19 protein-coding genes are annotated in these 18,543 nt (G+C 59.8%); 4 read left to right on the forward strand and 15 right to left on the reverse strand.

The annotated features are described in order from the left end of the window. Positions 1-36: 36 nt before the first annotated feature. Positions 37-2,229: a glycine--tRNA ligase subunit beta gene (gene glyS / locus NW833_RS00715; protein WP_414411215.1), complete on the forward strand. Its 2,193-nt coding sequence runs from the start codon at positions 37-39 to the stop codon at positions 2,227-2,229. Positions 2,230-2,281: 52 nt separating this feature from the next. Here the strand turns inward: glyS and NW833_RS00720 are convergent, their stop codons facing one another. From NW833_RS00720 to NW833_RS00770, 11 genes are all read right to left on the reverse strand, one after another. After that, positions 2,282-3,205, reverse strand: a complete 924-nt coding sequence (locus NW833_RS00720) for a fructosamine kinase family protein (RefSeq protein WP_414411216.1) — start codon at positions 3,203-3,205, stop codon at positions 2,282-2,284. A 161-nt stretch (positions 3,206-3,366) separates the two neighbouring features. Next, complete coding sequence (locus NW833_RS00725) at positions 3,367-3,795, reverse strand: hypothetical protein (RefSeq protein WP_414411217.1); 429 nt, start codon at positions 3,793-3,795, stop codon at positions 3,367-3,369. 29 nt (positions 3,796-3,824) lie between these two features. Further along, complete coding sequence (locus tag NW833_RS00730; RefSeq protein WP_414411218.1) at positions 3,825-4,394, reverse strand: GTP-binding protein; 570 nt, start codon at positions 4,392-4,394, stop codon at positions 3,825-3,827. Positions 4,395-4,440: 46 nt separating this feature from the next. Next, the gene (locus tag NW833_RS00735; protein ID WP_414411219.1) at positions 4,441-4,998 is read right to left on the reverse strand and encodes a protoglobin domain-containing protein; all 558 of its coding nucleotides are present in this window, start codon (positions 4,996-4,998) and stop codon (positions 4,441-4,443) included. A gap of 39 nt (positions 4,999-5,037) precedes the next feature. Beyond that, positions 5,038-5,406, reverse strand: coding sequence for a roadblock/LC7 domain-containing protein (locus NW833_RS00740; RefSeq protein ID WP_414405343.1), 369 nt, complete (start codon positions 5,404-5,406; stop codon positions 5,038-5,040). Between the two features lie 77 nt (positions 5,407-5,483). Further along, entirely contained in the window at positions 5,484-6,365 is an 882-nt protein-coding gene (locus tag NW833_RS00745; protein WP_414411220.1) for a DUF4388 domain-containing protein, read from the reverse strand. Between the two features lie 161 nt (positions 6,366-6,526). After that, complete coding sequence (locus tag NW833_RS00750) at positions 6,527-7,363, reverse strand: DUF4388 domain-containing protein (protein WP_414411221.1); 837 nt, start codon at positions 7,361-7,363, stop codon at positions 6,527-6,529. A 289-nt stretch (positions 7,364-7,652) separates the two neighbouring features. Beyond that, positions 7,653-10,121, reverse strand: a complete 2,469-nt coding sequence (locus tag NW833_RS00755) for a heavy metal translocating P-type ATPase (RefSeq protein WP_414411222.1) — start codon at positions 10,119-10,121, stop codon at positions 7,653-7,655. A 91-nt stretch (positions 10,122-10,212) separates the two neighbouring features. Further along, on the reverse strand, positions 10,213-10,482 hold the full coding sequence (locus tag NW833_RS00760) for a hypothetical protein (protein ID WP_414411223.1): 270 nt from the start codon (positions 10,480-10,482) through the stop codon (positions 10,213-10,215). A 12-nt stretch (positions 10,483-10,494) separates the two neighbouring features. After that, on the reverse strand, positions 10,495-11,760 hold the full coding sequence (gene fabF, locus NW833_RS00765; RefSeq protein WP_414411224.1) for a beta-ketoacyl-ACP synthase II: 1,266 nt from the start codon (positions 11,758-11,760) through the stop codon (positions 10,495-10,497). A 63-nt stretch (positions 11,761-11,823) separates the two neighbouring features. Further along, positions 11,824-12,072 (reverse strand): acyl carrier protein, encoded by a 249-nt coding sequence (locus tag NW833_RS00770; protein WP_414393674.1) that lies wholly within the window; start codon positions 12,070-12,072, stop codon positions 11,824-11,826. 193 nt (positions 12,073-12,265) lie between these two features. Here NW833_RS00770 and rpsF point away from each other — a divergent pair, with 193 nt between their 5' ends. The 3 genes from rpsF to NW833_RS00785 all read left to right on the forward strand — a co-directional run bounded on the left by rpsF (position 12,266) and on the right by NW833_RS00785 (position 13,667). Further along, complete coding sequence (rpsF, locus tag NW833_RS00775; protein WP_414393677.1) at positions 12,266-12,556, forward strand: 30S ribosomal protein S6; 291 nt, start codon at positions 12,266-12,268, stop codon at positions 12,554-12,556. 69 nt (positions 12,557-12,625) lie between these two features. Beyond that, positions 12,626-13,021 (forward strand): single-stranded DNA-binding protein, encoded by a 396-nt coding sequence (locus tag NW833_RS00780; RefSeq protein ID WP_414411225.1) that lies wholly within the window; start codon positions 12,626-12,628, stop codon positions 13,019-13,021. A 112-nt stretch (positions 13,022-13,133) separates the two neighbouring features. Continuing rightward, positions 13,134-13,667, forward strand: coding sequence for a universal stress protein (locus NW833_RS00785; protein ID WP_414411226.1), 534 nt, complete (start codon positions 13,134-13,136; stop codon positions 13,665-13,667). Here the strand turns inward: NW833_RS00785 and NW833_RS00790 are convergent. From NW833_RS00790 to NW833_RS00805, 4 genes are read right to left on the reverse strand one after another with little or no spacing between them, the layout of a single operon-like run. Next, positions 13,664-15,073, reverse strand: coding sequence for a DUF4340 domain-containing protein (locus NW833_RS00790; protein WP_414411227.1), 1,410 nt, complete (start codon positions 15,071-15,073; stop codon positions 13,664-13,666). The two genes, NW833_RS00785 and NW833_RS00790, sit on opposite strands and share 4 nt — an antisense overlap. 18 nt (positions 15,074-15,091) lie before the next feature. Further along, positions 15,092-16,660, reverse strand: a complete 1,569-nt coding sequence (locus tag NW833_RS00795; RefSeq protein WP_414411228.1) for a GldG family protein — start codon at positions 16,658-16,660, stop codon at positions 15,092-15,094. A gap of 24 nt (positions 16,661-16,684) precedes the next feature. Beyond that, a complete protein-coding gene (locus NW833_RS00800; RefSeq protein ID WP_414393689.1) occupies positions 16,685-17,470 on the reverse strand; it encodes an ABC transporter permease in 786 nt (261 codons plus the stop codon). Beyond that, the gene (locus tag NW833_RS00805; protein WP_414393691.1) at positions 17,467-18,477 is read right to left on the reverse strand and encodes an ABC transporter ATP-binding protein; all 1,011 of its coding nucleotides are present in this window, start codon (positions 18,475-18,477) and stop codon (positions 17,467-17,469) included. The genes NW833_RS00800 and NW833_RS00805 overlap by 4 nt, the downstream gene beginning before the upstream one ends. Positions 18,478-18,543 lie beyond the last annotated feature (66 nt).

Genomic DNA, 18,543 nt, shown 5'->3' on the forward strand with positions numbered 1-18,543 from the left:
GCCGAGGAAAGACGTCGCTAGCGCCGGGCGGAGCCTATGGTTGCCTATTTGCTGGAAGTTGGCTGTGAGGAGCTGCCAGCTAGCTTTGTGGATTCGGCCCTAGAGCAGTGGAGGACGGGGATCCCGGCCTCTTTGGCAGAAGCCCATCTGCAGGCCGAGCAGATGCAGCTTTTCGGCACGCCGCGGCGCCTGGCAGTTCTGCTGCAGGGGCTGCCCACCCAACAGCCGGATCGCCTTCTGGAGGTGAAGGGGCCGCCAGTTCAGGTGGCCTACCAAGACGGCCGGCTTACCCCTGCCGGGGAAAAGTTTGCCCAGAAACAGGGGGTGGATCCCACTAGCCTGGAGATCCGGCAGGTGGGGAAGGGCTCCTTTGTCTTTGCCGTGCAGCGGGTGCAGGGACGTCCAACAGCAGCGGTGCTCCAGGAATTGGCGCCCATCTGGATCACCTCCTTGAGCGGCAAGCGGCTGATGCGCTGGGGCTACGGGGAGTTCAAGTTTCCCCGCCCCATCCGCTGGCTGGTCTCCCTCTGGGACGATCAGGTGCTGCCTCTGCTCTGGCCTACCCCTGACGGCAATCCTCCGTCGGGCTTAGTGGCTGGTCGGGTAAGCCGTGGCCACCGCGTCTTGGGATCCCCGCAGGTCGTCTTGGAGCGGGCCGAGAGCTACGTTCAGCAGATGCAAGCAGCAGGGGTAAACCCCGACCCGGCAGCGCGGGCAGCGCACATCCAGGCGGAGGTGACCCGGCTAGCCAAGCAGGTGAACGGGCAGGCCCAGATCCCCTCTGCTCTGCTGCAGGAGGTGGTGCAGTTGGTGGAGTGGCCAACGGCAGTTCTGGGGCGCTTTGAGCCGGAGTTTTTGCGCTTGCCCCCTGCGGTCATTGAAACGGTGATGATTGCCCACCAGCGCTACTTTCCCGTGCGGGATGGGCGGGATCCCGGAAAACTGCTGCCCTACTTCATCACCATCTCCAACGGCGACCCCCGGCAAGCGGAGCGGATTGCGGCAGGCAACAGCCGTGTGGTGCGGGCCCGCTTGGCCGATGCCCGCTTTTTCTACGAGGAGGATCGCCGCCTCCCCTTGGCCCAGCGGGTGGAACGTCTCCAGGCGGTTACCTTTGCCGAGGGGCTGGGATCGATGCGCGACAAAGTAGAGCGCATCCGCCACATCAGCCGCCTCATTGCCACTGCCTTGAACTTGGATCCCCAAGAGCAGGCCTTGGTGGATCGCACGGCTTACCTGTGCAAGGCAGATTTGGTTACCCAAATGGTGTACGAGTTCCCAGAGCTGCAGGGGACCATGGGCGCCGAGTACGCCCGCCAGGACGGCGAGCCTGAAGCCGTGGCCGAGGGGATCGAGCAGCACTACTGGCCTTTGGGGGCAGGGGAGGCTCTGCCCACCTCTTTGACCGGGCGGGTCGTGGGCTGGGCAGATCGCCTAGACACCCTGGTGGGCATGTTCCACCTGGGGCAGATCCCTACGGGCTCTTCGGATCGCTTTGCCCTGCGGCGGGCTGCCAACAGCCTGGTATTGATTGCCTGGGAGGCTGACTGGGGGTTGGATGTCAATGAGCTCCTGCGCCAGGTGGTGCAGGACTACGCGGCGGGAGACGAAAGGACCTTAAAGGCCTTGCAGGAGTTTCTTGCCCAGCGGCTGCAAATCCTTCTGCAGGAGGAAAAGCGAATTGACTACGACTTGGTCAGAGCCGTGGTCGGGGATCCCGAGTCTGTCCACGGCAAGGAGCCCCAGAAAGCGGAACTGACCTTGCGGGCTTTGAGCAACCTGCCTCTCACCCTGCTGCGGGCCGAGTACCTGCAGCATCTGCGAGCGACTGGAGAGTTGGCAGATCTCTACCCCACCCTCAACCGCTGCGCCCGCCTGGCCACCCAAGGGAATTTGGACTACGCCGTGCTGGATCCGGCGGCTGCAGTGAATCCTAGGCTGTTTCAGGAGACGGCAGAGCAGGAGCTGTACGAAGCCTGTCAAAGAGTTTACCGGCTGGGCGTGGGGCCAGCCTGCCAAGGAGACTTTACCCCACTGGTGGAGAGCCTACAGGCAGCAGCCCCTGCAGTGGATCGTTTCTTCGAGGCGGTTTTGGTCATGGATCCGGATCCCAGCCTGCGAGCCAACCGGCTGAACCTGTTGGGGATATTGCGCAACCAGTCTCGCCTGCTGGGAGATATGGGGGCTGTGGTCATGGCCGGGGAAGCGACGCCAGAGAAGAGCCGCTAGCTGCCGGCTGGCTATCCCCGTAACTAAGCGTAGGCGAGGGAGCAGAACAAGACTATGCAAGAAAGCGTAAGCATTGCTGCAAGGCCCGCTGCACTGAGCCCAGGTAGCCCTCTCCAAACAAGTTGAGATGGTTGAGCCAGTGGTAGAGCTGGTAGAGGGGCTTGCGGTGAGGATACCCCTCGTCCAGGGGATAGGCCTCTTGATAGGCCCGGTAGAACTCCGCCGGGAAGCCGCCAAAAAGCTCAGTCATCGCCAGATCCGTCTCCCGATCCCCGTAGTAGGTGGCTGGGTCAAAAATGACCGGCGAGCCATCGGGCAAGGCGCCGTAGTTGCCGCCCCAGAGATCCCCGTGTAGCAGAGACGGGACGGGCCGGTAGTTGCGAAAGAAAGTCTCTAGCTCCGCCATTACCCGCTCGGCTTGCGTCACCCAGGCGCCGCGGTAACCCCGCTGACAAGCCAGCTTGACCTGGTAGAGAAGTCGCTGTTCTCGGTAGAAGTCCACCCAGTTCTGCCGCCAACTGTTGATCTGCGGCGTCGAACCAATGGTGTTGTTGCGATCCCAGCCGTAGTTGCCGTTGGGGGAGAGCGTGCAGTGCAACTGGGCCAACTGGGATCCCAGCAAACTTCCCGTTTGGGGGCGGGGCGAACTCAGCTCCAGGTATTCCAGCACCAGGTAAGCCTGCCCATCAAAGGATCCCCAGGCAATCGGCTGTGGCACCCGCACGGCATTGGCCGCCGCCAAGGTTTGCAGGCCCGCCGCCTCTGCTGCAAACATCTCCAGCGCTCTTTCTCCTCCCCCCGCCACCTTGACAAAGTAGTCCCGTCTTTCCTGGCCAGAAGAAGCCTGAGGCACACAGGAAAGCTGGTAGGCGGCGTTGATGCTGCCCCCGCCCAGGGGACGGTAGTGTAGAGGATGCAAGGGATCCCCTGTGGCTTCAGAGAGGTGCTGGGCAACGGCCTGCCAAAAGTTCTGCATCAATACTGGGCTAGCTGGGCTAGTTGTTTAGATGAACTATCGGTGTCAGTCCGGCAACCGACCCAGCTACCAGCGTAGCAAAGCTGCCTGCCGCGTCCATTTCTCGCTTGGGCGATAACCTCCGCCGCCTTTCTGGCCGCCTGGCGAGAGCCCAGAAGCTGCTATTCTCCTTCTACCGCTGCCTCAGCATCCAAAAAGTCGAGTTCAATGGCTTGGGATCCCCCCACTGCCAACAGCTCCAGCAGGGATCCCAGCCGCCACCAGATCAGTCCTGCTGTGCTGAAGACAAGGATCCCGCCGACCAAGGCCGCCAAAGCCAGAGATAGGCCAAAAACGTGTAAACAGGCAGCTACAAAGCCAAAGGCAAACAGATTGCAGAGGGTGTAGCTGAGGATGATCCCCGGCGTGCGGTAGCGGATCTGCCCCTGGCCCTCTCGGTTCTGCTGCCAAAGGGCTACCTGGTATTCCAACTTGTCTTTAAAGATGATGCCGAAAATAATAGCCAAGAAGCTGAGCAGGGCAATGGCCGAGTAGATAGGGGGGTTGACAAGGCTACGGGAAAACTCGCCGCTGAGGTAGAGGGACTCCATAAGACTTAGCTGACCCAACTCCCCTTAGCTTAACATTTCTTAGCATCTTCTGCTGGGACAACCACCTGGGGCATCAGTTGCTCAACCAATAGGAGCAGCGTGTTGGCCACAGAAGCCGGATCTTGAGCATTTAAGGTCGTGTGGGGAATTGAGCCGTCTTGGTTGTTCAGGATCAGCAAAATGTCTTCCGGATCCCAGGCATTGGGGTGATCGACGTGGGTGATCCCAATAACTGAGGGAGCACGGGTTCTGGACCTCATAAAGGCTTGAATGGCCTGGGCATTGCAAAACTGGCCAGGCAGGTGGGCAGGCACCAGAAGAACGTAGCCATGAGCGCGCTGGATTAAAATATCCCACATAAAGCTAAAGCGGGCCTGGCCGGGCGTGCCGTAGAGATGCAGCCACATCTCTTCTTCCTCTTCGCCAATTCTTAGGCGGCCAAAGTCCATGCTGACCGTTGTGCTTTGCTTTAGCTCTGCCACCTCATCGGTGGCCTTGCAATCGGTATCGACCACCTCTATCTCGCTGATGGTGCGAATAAAGGTGGACTTTCCAGCGCCCACGGGCCCGGTGACAACAATGCGGAGAATATTGTCCATAGTTAGCTTCCCCCCACGAAAGACCAGCCCGCTCAAACCCAATTGGTTAGGAAGAAGCTAAACTGCTAGCTCCGGTAGCGATCAAGCGTTTAAACAAGGCCTCGCTCATACCCGTTTCCTGTTGCACAGCGTTGTAGGCCACCTCAAGGTAGGCTTGCTCAATAAAAGAAAGGTCGATCATACAAACTTTGCCTAGGCTCACCCGCAGTTCCTCGGGCTTACCTTCCTTGACTAGCCGACGACTCACCTCCCGAACCACTGTGGCCATGGCGGGCACCACATGCTGAGGGCCAATGCCAACGCGCACGTGAACTAGGCCAATTTTCCAGCGGCGCTCAGCGTACTGGGGGCCCCAGTTGTCCATGCCTGTAAACATTTCCCTAAACCACTCGGCAAAGGTCTGGCCCAGACGCTGCCGGTTGTGCTTGGCTATGACTGCCGCCATCTCAGGGTCGCGATCCAGGTAGTTGTAAAAGGTATCCGACATCTCTGCGGCAATGCTGCTGCCCCAGTCGGCATTTTGCTGCAAAATCTTCTTATCTTCATCCGTAAATTCGGTACGCGAGATCAAGACTTGCAACAGCTCCAGGGGTTTGATGGCCATAGTTCCCTCAAAATCAGGTCAAAGTCAAACTCAGCCTATCTACTTCATGGCTTCCGCAATGCTTGCCGCAGCTCGCTTCATCTCCAAAAACAGCAAGCCCTGCTTTACCTCATCGCTAGCAATCGTCAGCAAGACAGCATCGGGGCCGCAGCGGGTTAAAACTCCATATCCCTTTTCTCCCTGCACAAAGACCCTCTCTATAGTTCCACGACCCAGCTCTTTCCCGATCCTCTCCCCCAAAGCAAGCATGGCAGCAGACATGGCAGAGGTTCTTTCCTCGTCCATGCCTACGGGCAGTGCGGATGCCAATGGCAACCCATCGGGAGTGACCACAGCCGCTCCTTGAATTCCTGGCGTGCTGGAAATGTAGTTCTGGAGAACTGCCTGCAAAGAGGATAAGTTAGCCATGCTTTCTCTCCTTGCTTTGTTATCTTCCCGCCTATTTGCTGATGCTCCTGTCTGATGCAGAAGATACTGCCACAAAACTACTTATCACGGACTGCCTTCAGCAAAGTAGCCAGTCGCGCAACCAACGAGGGCTTGACCTGGCCGCTTCCCTCCGAGAAAGAGGGTAGCTTGGCGCTCAGCTTTTCCTTCGCCGTTTCCAAGTTGCCTGCTACCCCTGTCAACTGATCTGAAGCAGGCAAAGAGGGAGCAATAGCCGCTGAGCCCTCACAAGGGCTGATGAGTCCCAGCTTGGCCAAGCGAGCACAGGCATAGCGAACTTCCAGAAGATCTGCACCCAACGCCCGGGCCACGTCAGTTAGCCTGCGCGAAGGCGAAACCTGCTCTAGGATCCCCCACTCCAAGGCAGAGAGCTTGTACAAGGGCAGCTCGGTGCTGGTGCGCCAGAAGTAGCTATCTGGTTGGGGCAAGTCTTCTTCCGGACGCTGATCCCACTTGATCTGCTGCAGCGCTTCTAGAACTGCAGCGGTGGCACTTTTGCTCAAGCCCGTCATCTCTCGATAAGGCATGGGTACGCCGGTCAGGAAACTGAACTGCCCCGCGTCTAGCGAAAAGAGGCAGTAGAGACCCACCTGGAGCTGATGGCGAAAGATCTTGGCCAAATCTGCAGGTGAGATCAACCCCTGCCGCTGTAAATAGCGCCCCAGAGGCTCTTGCGCACCACAGAAGGAAGCCAACTTTTCCACGACCCGATCGCTAACAAGAGCGGAACGGGCTAACAACCTCTCTAAGCGGTGCTCCTCTTCGGGGGGCAGAGTAGCAATGACCCGACCTTGATAAAACCAGATTTTGTAGATGCCGTTTGGGGCCCAGATGGAAAGTTGCCCTGTTTTGCTGCCCCTTTCAACTAGCTGCAACAAGTCAGGCAGAGAAAATTCCCGGAGGTCTCCGACTAGGGCCATGGCCAGCCTCTCTCGCGTAGTGTTTTAGGGATCCCCGCAACACATCCTATTCTCGACCAAATATTTTTCCCGGACAACTATGCAGTCGCGGAAAAGGCTGACTTTCCCGCTACCCGACCTGGCAGCAGTTACCCTGAATCCCGAGTCGTTGACTCGACCAGCTATTTCTCGCGAATGCTCCTAAGAAGCATGGAGAGGCGGCTGACCAAGGAGGGCTTAACCGGCTCCCTTGTCTCTCCAAGGTTATTTGCTCCCGAAGCCTTAGAAGTGCCCACCAGAGAAGGCTGAGGCATAGCTATTGGGCCTTCACAGGGAGCGATGAGTCCAAGCTTAGCTAAGCGCGCGCAGGCATAGCGCACCTCCAACAAATCAGCCCCCAATGCCCGCGCTAGATCAGCTAGCTTGCGGGAAGGAGAGACCTGCTCCAAGATTGACCACTCCAGCGGCGAAAGCTGGTATAGAGGAAGCTCAAGGCTGGTGCGCCAGAAGTAGCTGTCCGGCTGAGGCAAGTTTTCTTCCCGACGTTGATCCTGCTTCAGCTGCTGCAGCCCTTCCAAAACTACGGCCGAAGCCTCCTTGCTTAAGCCAGTCATCTCTTGATAGGGCAACGGTACGTTGGGTAAGAAGCTGAACTGGCCCGCTTCCAAGGCAAAGAGGCAGTAGAGCCCCACTTGCAGTTGATGGCGAAAGAGCTTGACCAAATCTACAGGGGAGATCAACCCTTGCTGCTGCAGGCAACGCCCCAGAGGTTCCTCCAGACCCCTGGCAACCAACTGGCTAATCACCTGGCTGTCCACTAGCCTAGAGCCAGTTAGCAGGTTTTCCAAGCGATGCTTTTCTTCAGGGGGCAAAGCGGCAATCACCCGGCCTTGATAAAGCCAGATGCGGTAGATACCATTGGGCGCCCAGACAGACAATTGCCCCGATTTCTTACCCTTCTCCATCAAATGCAATAGGTCGCTCAGGGAGAATTCCTGAAGATCCCCTAGCATTGCCATACTTTTACTCCCCTTGCCCCTCTAGGATCAGTTTCTCCAGTATTTTCACGGATCTTGCTCCGTTAGGCAAAAAAACCAAAGAGTGCCCTCATGGGCTAGTCTGAACTTAATCATAAGCCCAGGTTGCAAAAGGTTAAAGATGATGCATTTTTTAGTCAGAGTTAGTCAAACTTGCTAAATTTTCCTAACTTGTATGCAGCAGTTGCTATGTCAGCAGCTCAGTAAAAACTCGGAAGATTAACAAATATTTAACAACCAATGTTCGGTTGTTCGCAGCCTCTAACACTTTTTAGCTGTAGCTACTCGAAAATTCACGGGGCACAAATGTTCTCCTCAAGAGAATCGAATTGAGGGTTACACTGAGGGAGCTCAAGGCCATGAGACCCCCAGCCATTGCCGGGCTCAGGCCAATGCCAAAGGCGGGCAGGAGCACCCCTGCTGCCAGCGGGATCCCCAGCAGGTTGTAGCCAATAGCCCAGAGGAGGTTTTGCTGGATCTTGTGAAAGGTGGCGCGGCTGAGACGGATGGCTTCCACGACGTCCCAGAGGCGGTTGCGCATGAGGATGATATCGGCAGTCTCCAGTGCGGCAGCAGTAGCAGAGTGCGGGGCAATGCCCACATCGGCCTGGGCTAAAGCCGGTGCATCGTTGATGCCATCGCCCACCATGGCAACTCTCTGGCCCTGAGCCTGCAGATCTCGGATGACTTGAGCCTTGTCGGCTGGCTGCACCTCGGCGATGACGCGGATCCCTGGCACCTGCAAAGCTTGGGCCACCTGGTGAGCCACCTCGGCTCGATCCCCAGTCAGTAAGACCACCTGTAGGCCCATTTTCTGGAGCTGTTGCAGCGTTGCCTGGGCATCAGGCCGCAAGGGATCCTGGGCCGCCAGCAGCCCTGCCAGGGATCCCTCTACAGCCACGCCCACCACCGTTTTGCCAGCTTGCAGCAACACCTCGGCTTGGGCCTGCGCTGGAGGGGAAATCGGGATCCCCAGGGTAGCCAGCCCCTCGAGGGAGGCCAAGATAACCTGCTTTCCTTCCACCCGCGCCGAGGCTCCCACTCCCGCCTGGGTGTAAAACTCGTCGGCAGAAAGCAGGGGCAGTCCTTGCTCGCGGGCGGCTCCCAGGATGGCTTGGGCTAGAGGATGGCAAGTGCCGCTTTCCACGGTGGCCGCCAGCTGCAGCAGCCGAGCCGGATCTAGGGAGGTGTCGAGGGCAAGGCAATCCGTCAGGTGCGGATCCCCCTGGGTGAGGGTGCCGGTTTTGTCGAAGACGACTGTTTGCAAGCGGTGAGTCTTCTCCAGGACGTCGCCGCCGCGGATGAGCAGTCCCCGCTCCGCTCCCAGGCCGGTGCCTACCAGAATGGCTGTCGGCGTGGCCAATCCCAACGCACAGGGGCAGGCCACCACCAGCACCGAGATGGCCAGCTTAAGGCTGAGGAGCAGGGGAGTTGAAGGAGGGGGGTGATCCCCCAGGTGCAGGTAGGAGTGGAGGCCAACTCCCATCAGGATCTCGCTTCCCCAAAGAGGGATCCCGATCCAGTACCAAAAGGCGAAGGTGAGAAGGGCCAGCGCCACTACGCCGTAGGTGAAGTAGCCGGCCACCCGGTCGGCCAGGCCCTGGATGGGGGCCTTGCGGGCTTGGGCTTCCTCCACTAGCCGGATAATCTGAGCCAGGATGGTGTCTTTCCCAGTGCGCGTAGCCCGACACAGCAGCACTCCCGATTGGTTGACCGTCCCGGCCACAACCGGATCCCCTGGCTGTTTGAGCACGGGTAGGGATTCCCCGGTGAGCATGCCCTCGTTGACCATGGCCTGGCCGGCAATAACCTCCCCATCCACCGGGATCTGTTCGCCAGCGCGCACCTGCAGCCAATCCCCTACCTGGACTTGTTCAATGGGGCACCATTCTCCCTCCTGGGATACCCAGTCGGATTCCAGCCCTTCTTGGGCTCGCAGCCGGCGAGCTGAGGTGGGGTACAGGCTCACCAAAGCCTGCAAACTGCTAGCAGCCCGCAGACGGCTCTGCTGTTCCAGCGCCCGTCCCAGCAAGATGAAGCTGAGCATCATCACCGGCTCGTCGAAGAAGCACTCCCAACCCACCTGCGGGGCCAACAGCCCCACCAAACTGGCCAGGTAGGCGGATCCGGATCCCAGGGTAACTAGCGTGTTCATGTTGGGAGCTAGCCGCCGCGCCGCCCGCCAGCCGTCCAGGACAATGCCCCGAGCTGGGCCAAGAAAAGTCAACGTCGCCAACCCCCAGTGCAGCCAGACGTCGTTGAGAACGGGCAAGCCCAAACGGGTGAACAGATCCAGGTGGCCAGCGGCAGAGACCAGCAGCAAAAAAGCGGCGGCGAGGGCCTGGCGAATTTGGTCTTGGGTTTGCCGCCGCTGCCGGGCCAGGGGATCCGCGGGCGCGTCCAGGGCCTTTTCGCCCGCTACCAAGGGGGCCTGATTTTGGGGAAAAGTGCTGGGAAACCCCGCCTCTGTCAAGATCCGGGCCAGCTGTTCTGGGTCAGGCTGGATCCCGGGGGCAAATTCCACAAGGGCCGACTCGGTAACCAAGTTAACCCTGGCCTTGACCACTCCAGGCTGGCTTAGGAGCAGCTGCTCAACGGTCCGGACGCAGCCAGCACAACTCATCCCCCCTACTTGGAGCAGCAGGGATCCGTTCCCAGCCAATTCTGAGGGCCTATCCTCCACAACGGGCTTGGCTGGCTGGGTTTCTTCCCCAGGGTGCGGCGCCTCTGCAGGGGCCATTACAGGGACTCCCTCGACCTCGCTTTTTGGCGCCATCGGCAAAATCAGAATGAGGGGTACTCTCCCCATCCTAACGCTGGGATCCCCGCCACTACCCCCTTTGAACTCGCCGCTCAAACTCCTCGCGGGTGGCATCCACCAGTTGCACTGCCTCTGGATAGAGATTGGGGTGGTTTTGCTTGAGCCAACTCAGGAGGCGCGCCAACTGGGCTGTGCAGAGATCCAGATCGGCCTGAAAAATCACCGCCGCCGCCATGTGCTGGGCATACTCAGGTGGGTGGCCTCTTTGGGTTAGCTCTGCAGTCAGGGCAGCCAGAGCCTGCTGACGAATCGAGGGCGAGGGGCCTTCGGGGGTGGACATGGGCAAGATCCCCTAGTCGGCGGAATAGCGGCGCAGGGCCAGGGTCACGTTGTGCCCCCCAAATCCGAAGGCGTTGACCAAGGCCACGTCAACAGCCATCTGCCGCGCCTTATGGGGGACAAAGTCCAGCCCTTCGCACTCGGGGTCGGGGTTATCCAAGTTGAGGGTGGGGGGAACCCAGCCGTGGTAGATGGCTAGGGCCGTCGCTACGGTGGCAATGCCGCCTGCTCCCCCCAACAGGTGGCCGGTCATGGACTTGGTGGCGCTGATGGCTAGGCGAGGGGCATGCTCACCAAAAACTGCCCTAATGGCCTGCACCTCGGCAACATCCCCCACCGGCGTGCCGGTGGCATGGGCGTTGATGTGCTGCACCTGGTCAGGCTGGATCCCGGCATCTTTAAGGGCTAGCCGCATCGCACGGGCGGCACCTTCGCCAGCGGGGGCAGGGTTGGTGATGTGGTGGGCGTCGCAGGTGAGGCCGTAGCCGACGATCTCGGCATAGATCTTGGCGCCGCGGGCGCGAGCATGCTCCAGCTCCTCCAGCAGCAGGATCCCTGCCCCTTCCCCCATGACAAAGCCATCCCGATCCCGGTCAAAGGGCCGGCAGGCCTGCTCCGGGGCGTGGTTGCGGGTGGAAAGAGCTTTCATGGCGCTAAACCCGGCCACCGACAGAGGGGTTACGGCTGCCTCCGTACCCCCCGCAATCACAGCCTGTACCTCTCCCCGCTGCAGGAGCCGGAAGGCATCCCCAATGGCGTTGGAGCCGGAAGCACAGGCTGTTACCGTACAGAAATTGGGCCCCTTGGCGCCAAAGTGAATGGCCACGTGGCCTGCTGCCATATTGGCAATCATCATCGGCACCATAAAGGGGCTGCAGCGATCTGGCCCTTTCTGGAGATAAATGGTCTGCTGCTCTTCCAAGACCCGGATGCCGCCGATGCCGCTGCCCAGCACCACCCCCACCTGCTCAGCATTGAGATGGGTAATCCGAAATTGGGCATCCTCTAGGGCCTGCTGAGTGGCAGCCAACGCCAGGTGGACAAAGCGGTCAGTGCGCTTGACATCCTTGCGATCTAGGTAGTCGAGGGGATCAAACCCCTTCACCTCCCCAGCAATGCGGCACTCGTGGCGGGAGGCGTCGAAGTGGGTAATTGGCCCAATGCCAGAGCGCCCTGCCAGCAAGCCCTGCCAAAACTCAGCAGGAGAATTGCCAAGCGGGGTTATTGCCCCCAGCCCCGTGATGACGACGCGACGCTTGGAGGGGAGTGGAACGGACATAGGAGCAAGGGCAGGATCTGTAGACAACGCTAAATCAGGGGAAGGCCCCCATCCTCCCGCAGGTTATGCAGCTTTCTTCTTGGAGAGGATGTAGTTGACGGCATCCTGCACAGTGGCAATGCCCTGAGCGTCCTCATCGGGGATCTCTAGATCGAACTCCTCCTCGAAGGCCATGACCAGCTCGACCGTGTCGAGGCTGTCAGCCCCTAGGTCGTTCTGGAAATTGGCTTCCAGGGTTACTTTGTCGTCTTCCACTCCCAGCTGCTCGGACACAATCTTGCGAACACGCTGGTAAACTTCCTCGGCGCTCATGCTTGGAACCCTAGAGTCTCTTAGCTATGGCTATCGAAGCACCCCCTATTGTATCGGAGAAAGGTTCTCCTCTTACGGAGCTCTACCCGCTTTTTTGGCCGCAGAGGGGGGAGGTGGCTTTTCCGGTTCCAGAAAGAGCAGCTAGGATAGTCAACTGCACCTCAAGTTGGATTCTCAAGGAGAACCTGCTTCCATGCCGCGCGCTTACGAAACGATGCTGATTGTGCGCCCCGACCTCTCGGAGGAACCCCTCGCCCAACTCCTTAGCGAACAGGAGTCTCTCTTGCGAGAAAACGGGGCAACTGAGCTAGAAATTACCAACCGTGGCAAGCGCCGCTTCGCTGGGTTTGAGATGAAGAAGTTTAAGGAAGGACTGTACATCCAGGTCAACTACAAGGCCGAGCCGAAGACAGTGGCCACCTGGGAGAAGAATCTGCGCATCAACGAGAACGTCCTGCGCTACATGACCCTGCGCCTGGATTGAGTCGACAGAATCTCGGCCAGAGCACAGACTAGAAATATAAGGCCCTAGCAAACTTCCCGTGGCTTTGTTATGAACTCGATTGTTTTGATGGGGGAGGTAGCGAGCGAGCCAGAGCTGCGCTACACACCTGACAACTTGGCAGTTGCCTCTTTGCTCTTGCGCTTCCCCAGCTTGCGCCCAGAGGAGCCGCCCTACCAGGTGCGGGTTTCCTCTTTTGGGGAGCTGGCCCAGCGGGTGGTGGATACCTGTCGGGTGGGGGATCAGATCACGGTAGAGGGTCAGCTGCACATGAATGTGGTGGAGCGAGATGGACGAAAGGAAAAGCTGGCGGAGATTACTGCCCGCCGCATTCATCAACTCAGCTCTGCTCGCGTTCTCTCCCTCACCGAGATGGGCGAGTCAAGCGGGGAGCCTGGGGAAGAAGATGCCGCCCCTCCGCTCAACCCAGACGAGGTTCCGTTCTAGCCCTAGGGATCTCCTACTTGGCTAGGTAAGGGGGTTTAGGTTTCGCCCGCCCCCCGAGAGGATAGGTTGCTCCTTATTGCCAAGAGAGACTCATGCGGTCGAGGAAATCGGTATGTTCAAAAGGATTCTGGTGGCAGTGGATCGGTCGGAGCTGAGCGAAGGGGTATTTCAAGGGGCTCTGCAGGTGGCAAAAGCCATGCAGGCCGAGATGATAATCCTCCATGTTCTGTCTCAGGAAGAGCCCGGTGCCCCAGAGCCCCCTATGATTCTGGGCATGGATTACAGCTCTGCTCTCAGTGCTGAGCTGTGGCAGTCCTACCGGGAGCAGTGCGCCATTTTCGAGCAAAACCAGATGAACTATCTGCGCTCGCTGGCGGAAAAAGCGACTGAGGAGGGAGTTCGGGCTGAATGCAACCTCAGCTACGGCAGCCCTGGCCGGGTTATCTGCGACTTGGCCCGCTCCTGGAAAGCCGACCTCATCGTGGTGGGTCGCCGTGGCTACTCTGGGCTAAGCGAGCTATTTTTGGGCAGCGTCAGCAACTACGTGCTCCACCGCGCCCCCTGCTCAGTTCTCACCATCCAGGGGGAGACCCTGAAGAAGGGACCCCAGCCCCAGGCAAACCAGGTGGCTGCCCCGCCCTCCTAGGGCGAAGCGGTGGGAGCAGGCGTTCCTTCCTCTGCCCCTTTCTCCTCCAGAAGACGCTTGACCTCTGTTTCAATGCTGTTGAAGGTGCTAAGGTCAAGCACGGCGATATCGGGCTGGCGGCTGCTGCGAGCGTAGGCCCGCAGGCCAGCAGAGCTTAGGCTCAGGGTCAAAGGCTCCTGCTCCGTCTCAGGCTTGGGTGCAATGTCAAGGGTAAGGTCGGGAGCAGCTAGGGCCTTTTGAGCGTCGGGATCGGTTGCGGGCACGAACTCCTTGGCGCGGGCAGCGTTGAGGCTGGCAAAGAGGGAGCTGAGGTTGACTACCTGGCCGGGCCGTTCTGGGTTTTCCCAGCGCACCTCCAGGGATCCCTTCTCCTGGGGCAGAGGGTTGAGGGTAACTCGCTCCTCCAGCAACTCCAGGGTAACTTGACCTACCTGGTTGGGGTTGAGGCGGGCGAGGCGGTGATCCCGCAGCTCCTCTAGGTCAGCGCGGAGGATGTCGGCAGTGCTGGTGAGGATGGTAGCCACCGCCGGGTGCTCAGAGGTGATGACGTACACTTGGCCCTCTTTTTCCGAGCCCAAGGCTACGCTCAGGGTTTTGCCGTCCTTAAGCTCAACGGTTAGCTGGGCAGAAGGCTGCTCCAGACCGTAGGGAGCTAGCTCCGCCTTGGTTTCAGCCGGAAACTCCACCGCTTGCAGGCGAGACAGCGTACTGAGCAGACGGTCGACATTGAGGTCATCAGCAGGCAGCACCCGGGGCTCGACGATCTGCCAAGTCTCTTCCTGCCGCTGCAAACGGACAACCTCTGCCTCGGCTAGTTGCACTTGGAGAGACTTCACCGCTGCCCTATCAAAGCTCAGCAGGGTTTTGTCCCGCAAAGCCAAGAGGGAAGGCAGCAGGGATCCCTTTTGGCTGCTGGCAAGAAGCACTACTTTTCCCCCTTCGGGCTGGGCGTAGAAGCCGGAGCCGTCGAAGTTGTCATTGCCGATGGCCAGCCGGTAGGGCTCCCCTTCTTTGGGGAAGAGGGCAATCTGCTGGCGCGGCTGATCCAGGCCAAAGGCAGCTAGATCGTTAGCTTCCTCCAAGGTTAGCTGAGGGGTGAGGCGGGAGAAGGTGTTGAGCAACTGCTCCACCGGGAAGTCCAGCGCCGCTGACTGGATAGGCTGGCGGATGCGCCAACGGGATCCCTTTTCTCCTTCCGGAGTCCGCTCCAGGAGGATAACTTCTGGCTGGCTGTCTTTCTGCTGGCGGATCTCGATGCGGGCAATGGTGTCGGGGGCAAAGTGGAAGAGCCGCGCCCGCTCCGCCTGCTGCTGCTGGCGCAGTTGCTGAAAGCTGTCAAGGAGGAAATACCCCAGAAGAGCAGCCACTGCCAAGCCCAAGAGAATCCAGGTGCTGCGCTTGAACATGCCTGTCCTCCTCCAGCTCTACCGCCTTTGCCACCAGAGCACGGCTCCCGAGCCCAACGCCACCAGCGGCAGCAGCACTGTTGATCCCAGGATCAACCAGCGGAAGTTTTGTTCCGTCAACGTGAGACGGCGGTCGGTAATGGACTTGGGGCGGATGGAGATTTGTTCCGTTCGCTCAGCAAGCCAGTTGAGGGTGTTGAGGAAAAGATCGCGGTTGCCCTGCTGCCGCAAGTTGCCGTTGAGGGCAAAGTTGACGTTGCCAATCACCACCAAGCGGGCCTCTGGCGGCGCCCCCTGGGATTCTGACTCCTTCTTCTCGCTATCTAGGCGGCGGGTCAAGGCTACGCCCAAGGTAAGGGGGCCGGGCTGGTCTTGATCTGGATCAAACTGCAGTGGGCCGCTTTCCAGATTGGGGCTGGTTTCCCCCCAGCTCCGGGGGCTGCTGCGCAGCAGAGGGGTAGCTTGGATCCCTTGCCGCTCTTGGGTTTCCACCGAGCGAGCTAGAGGGAAAAGGGTCATCAGCCGCTGGGCAGCTAGCGGGGCAGTGATGGGGTGATCCCCGTAGTCCGTAACCAAGGCTACGGCTGGCCCTGTCCCCAGAAGCTGGCTGATGCTGCTGACCTCCAGGATGAGGTCATCCTTTAGAACCACGCCCCACTCTTGCAGCAAGGGATCCAGGCCGGCATCCACCCGCGGCCCAATCAAGACCAGCAGCCGCCCTCCCTTGGCCAGGTAGTTTTGCAGCTTCTCCACCTCGCCAGGAAACAGAGCCCGCTGCGGCCCCGCCAACACCACTACATCCGCCTCCTCGGGGATCTCGGCCTGGACAAGGTTCAAGGGCTCCACTCGATAGCCCTCCTGCTTGAGAGCGGCCACCGCCTGGGCCAGGGTTGGGGTGCCCTCTCGAGCTTCTAGGCTTACTTCCCCATGTCCCTGGACAAAATAGGCCACCACCTCGCCGCGGTTGACCACCTTGGCCAGCACCGGGGTGAGCTTACTCTCCAACTCAGGGGCGGGTGGCTGGGGCAGTTGCTGGCGGCTGTTTCCAGCTTCCACCACCAGCGTGTTGTTCTGGGTTACCTGCAGCCGCTGGACGGTGAGAGGATCGCGGTTGGGATCGACAAACTCAAACTGGAAGCGGTCGGGGTTGAGGCGGCGGTAGCGCTCCAGCTGTTCCCGCAGGTTGGGATCGGGAGCGGTGGTTACCGCCCAGACTTTAACGGGCTGCGCCAGTCCCTGCACCAGCTGCCGGGTCTGAGGCGACAGGGTAAACAGGCCCTCCTCGGTGAGATCCAGGCGCAGGTCGTAGCGCGCCGCCACCACATTCACCAGCACCAGAATGACGGCCATAGCCGTCACCGCCACCAGGATGTTGGCGTTGGTTTGAGTAGAACGCAGGCCCAGGAAGACGCCGACTTCCCGTTGGTGAGTGAGGCCCCACACCACCACTAGGGCCACGCCTGCTGCCAGCAGGCTCAGCGGCACAGCCGTCCAGCCCGTGAGGATAGCCCCCACCACCAGCCCAATGGCGATGACGCCCAGCCCAAGGATCCCCGTCCAATCTGCAAGTACCCGCCAATCCTTCATCAGCACACGTCTCCCAGGACAACCCTAGCCTTGCTGCCAGCGCAGGCTTTCCACCGCTTGCACCGTGGCAAACAACCCCAGCAGGATGATGCTGAGGAAAAGGACGATGCTACTGCTGCTGAGGATCCCTTGCACCCAGTTGCTGTACTGCTGCAGCAGCGAGACATGCCGCAGGGTAGCGGCAATCCACGTGTTTTCCTGGCCCGCTGCAGCGTCGATGACCCAAAGCAGCAGGATGAGCCCAAAGGTGGCCACTGCAGCAATGAGGGTGCTGTCGGTTAGGGAAGAGATGAACAACCCCAAAGCCATGACGCTGCCGGCCAGCAGAGCAAGCCCCACATAGCCCATCAGGGTTAGGCGGTAGTCCACTGCTGGGTTAGAACTGCTCAGCACCAGCACGTGGTAAACCAGCGGCGGCAGCAGCAAGGTAATGAAGAACACCCACACCGCCAGCCACTTGCCCAGGGCCACCTCCAGGTTGGTAATGGGGGAAGTGGCCAGCAGCTCCATGGTGCCCCGCCGCCGCTCTTCGGCATAGGAGCTCATGGTGAAGATGGGCAATAGAAATAAGGAAAGGGTGCCCAGCAGATTGAGAAACTGCTGCGACAGGATGGTGGCAGCATCAAAAGGGTTCTCCTGGCCAAACTGGGCAAACAGATCCACCTGCTGGGAAAAATTGATGACCCGCACCAAGATGTTGACAAAGAAAAACCCCGCCAGCCCCCAAAACACTGCCGCCACCACATAGGCAATGGGGGAGGTAAAGTAGCCGCGCAGCTCTTTGCGGAAAATGGCAACCACGCCGTTCATGCCGCTTCCTCCAACGCGCCTGCTGCTTCCTCTTGGGTGGTGAGCTGCAGGAAAATTTCTTCCAGAGAAGCCTGAGGACGGCCAATCTCGTAGAGGTCGATCCCTGCCTGCACCAGAGCCCTGGCCACCTCTGGGATCCAGCCCTCTGCGGAAGCATTGCTCTTGAGCTGCAGCTGCCAGCGAGGGGGATCCGCGGCCAAGGGCTGTACACTTACCACCTCCACGTGCAGCAGGTTCTGCAGAGCTGCTCGAATGGCCGCTTCCTCGGCTGCCCCCACCACCAGCTTTGCCTGCTGCCGATCCTGCAACTGAGCCGTCAGCTCAGCGGGCGTGCCGACAGCTGCCACCTGGCCGCGGTTGATAATCACCACCCGGTCGCAGGTCATGCTTACCTCCGGCAGGATGTGGGTGGAGAGGATAATGGTGTGCTCTCCTGCCAGGCTTTTGATCAGGTTGCGCACTTCGATAATCTGCTTGGGATCCAGCCCAATGGTGGGCTCGTCGAGGATGATCACCGGCGGGTCGTGCACCAGAGCTTGGGCCAGGCCCACCCGCTGCTTGTACCCCTTGGAGAGCTTGCGGATAAGGGTGTGGCGCCTGTCTTCCAGACTGCAGCGGCGGATGACCTCGTCTACTCGCCTAGGTCGGTCACCGGCACTGACCCGCTTGATCTGGGCCACAAAGTGCAGATAGGCCTCCACCGTCATATCGGGGTAGAGGGGCGGGTTTTCCGGCAAATATCCAATGCGCTGCCGCACCGCCATCGGGTTTTCGTGCACATCAAACCCAGCCACCCGCGCCGTTCCTTCCGTAGCAGGTAGATACCCTGCCAAAATGCGCATCGAGGTGGTCTTGCCGGCGCCGTTGGGCCCCAAAAACCCCATGATCTCGCCGGCATTGACCTGGAAAGAAATATCGCGGATGGCGGTAAAGCGGCCGTAGGTTTTGCTGAGGTGCTCCACCTCAATGGCAGCTCTGGCTACTGGAGCCGTGGGTAAACCGGTCATTGGCGCTTCCTCGCCTAGAGAGTTAGCGGCAGTTGTTGGCCCAGAAGGCCTAAGGCAGACGCCGAG

Origin of the sequence: Synechococcus sp. O70.1 (assembly GCF_047462215.1) — a bacterium.
Lineage (GTDB): Bacteria > Cyanobacteriota > Cyanobacteriia > Thermostichales > Thermostichaceae > Thermostichus.

Excerpts from the sequence above, each read along its gene's own strand:
- NW833_RS00800 (WP_414393689.1), bottom strand. The coding sequence starts at position 17,470 with ATGAACGGCGTGGTTGCCATTTTCCGCAAAGAGCTGCGCGGCTACTTT.
- NW833_RS00745 (WP_414411220.1), bottom strand. The coding sequence starts at position 6,365 with ATGGCCCTAGTCGGAGACCTCCGGGAATTTTCTCTGCCTGACTTGTTG.
- NW833_RS00805 (WP_414393691.1), bottom strand. The coding sequence starts at position 18,477 with ATGACCGGTTTACCCACGGCTCCAGTAGCCAGAGCTGCCATTGAGGTG.
- NW833_RS00760 (WP_414411223.1), bottom strand. The coding sequence starts at position 10,482 with ATGTCCACCCCCGAAGGCCCCTCGCCCTCGATTCGTCAGCAGGCTCTG.
- NW833_RS00740 (WP_414405343.1), bottom strand. The coding sequence starts at position 5,406 with ATGGCTAACTTATCCTCTTTGCAGGCAGTTCTCCAGAACTACATTTCC.
- NW833_RS00750 (WP_414411221.1), bottom strand. The coding sequence starts at position 7,363 with ATGGCAATGCTAGGGGATCTTCAGGAATTCTCCCTGAGCGACCTATTG.
- NW833_RS00720 (WP_414411216.1), bottom strand. The coding sequence starts at position 3,205 with ATGCAGAACTTTTGGCAGGCCGTTGCCCAGCACCTCTCTGAAGCCACA.
- NW833_RS00725 (WP_414411217.1), bottom strand. The coding sequence starts at position 3,795 with ATGGAGTCCCTCTACCTCAGCGGCGAGTTTTCCCGTAGCCTTGTCAAC.
- NW833_RS00785 (WP_414411226.1), top strand. The coding sequence starts at position 13,134 with ATGTTCAAAAGGATTCTGGTGGCAGTGGATCGGTCGGAGCTGAGCGAA.
- NW833_RS00780 (WP_414411225.1), top strand. The coding sequence starts at position 12,626 with ATGAACTCGATTGTTTTGATGGGGGAGGTAGCGAGCGAGCCAGAGCTG.
- rpsF (WP_414393677.1), top strand. The coding sequence starts at position 12,266 with ATGCCGCGCGCTTACGAAACGATGCTGATTGTGCGCCCCGACCTCTCG.
- NW833_RS00730 (WP_414411218.1), bottom strand. The coding sequence starts at position 4,394 with ATGGACAATATTCTCCGCATTGTTGTCACCGGGCCCGTGGGCGCTGGA.
- NW833_RS00795 (WP_414411228.1), bottom strand. The coding sequence starts at position 16,660 with ATGAAGGATTGGCGGGTACTTGCAGATTGGACGGGGATCCTTGGGCTG.
- NW833_RS00770 (WP_414393674.1), bottom strand. The coding sequence starts at position 12,072 with ATGAGCGCCGAGGAAGTTTACCAGCGTGTTCGCAAGATTGTGTCCGAG.
- NW833_RS00735 (WP_414411219.1), bottom strand. The coding sequence starts at position 4,998 with ATGGCCATCAAACCCCTGGAGCTGTTGCAAGTCTTGATCTCGCGTACC.
- glyS (WP_414411215.1), top strand. The coding sequence starts at position 37 with ATGGTTGCCTATTTGCTGGAAGTTGGCTGTGAGGAGCTGCCAGCTAGC.
- NW833_RS00790 (WP_414411227.1), bottom strand. The coding sequence starts at position 15,073 with ATGTTCAAGCGCAGCACCTGGATTCTCTTGGGCTTGGCAGTGGCTGCT.
- fabF (WP_414411224.1), bottom strand. The coding sequence starts at position 11,760 with ATGTCCGTTCCACTCCCCTCCAAGCGTCGCGTCGTCATCACGGGGCTG.
- NW833_RS00755 (WP_414411222.1), bottom strand. The coding sequence starts at position 10,121 with ATGGCCCCTGCAGAGGCGCCGCACCCTGGGGAAGAAACCCAGCCAGCC.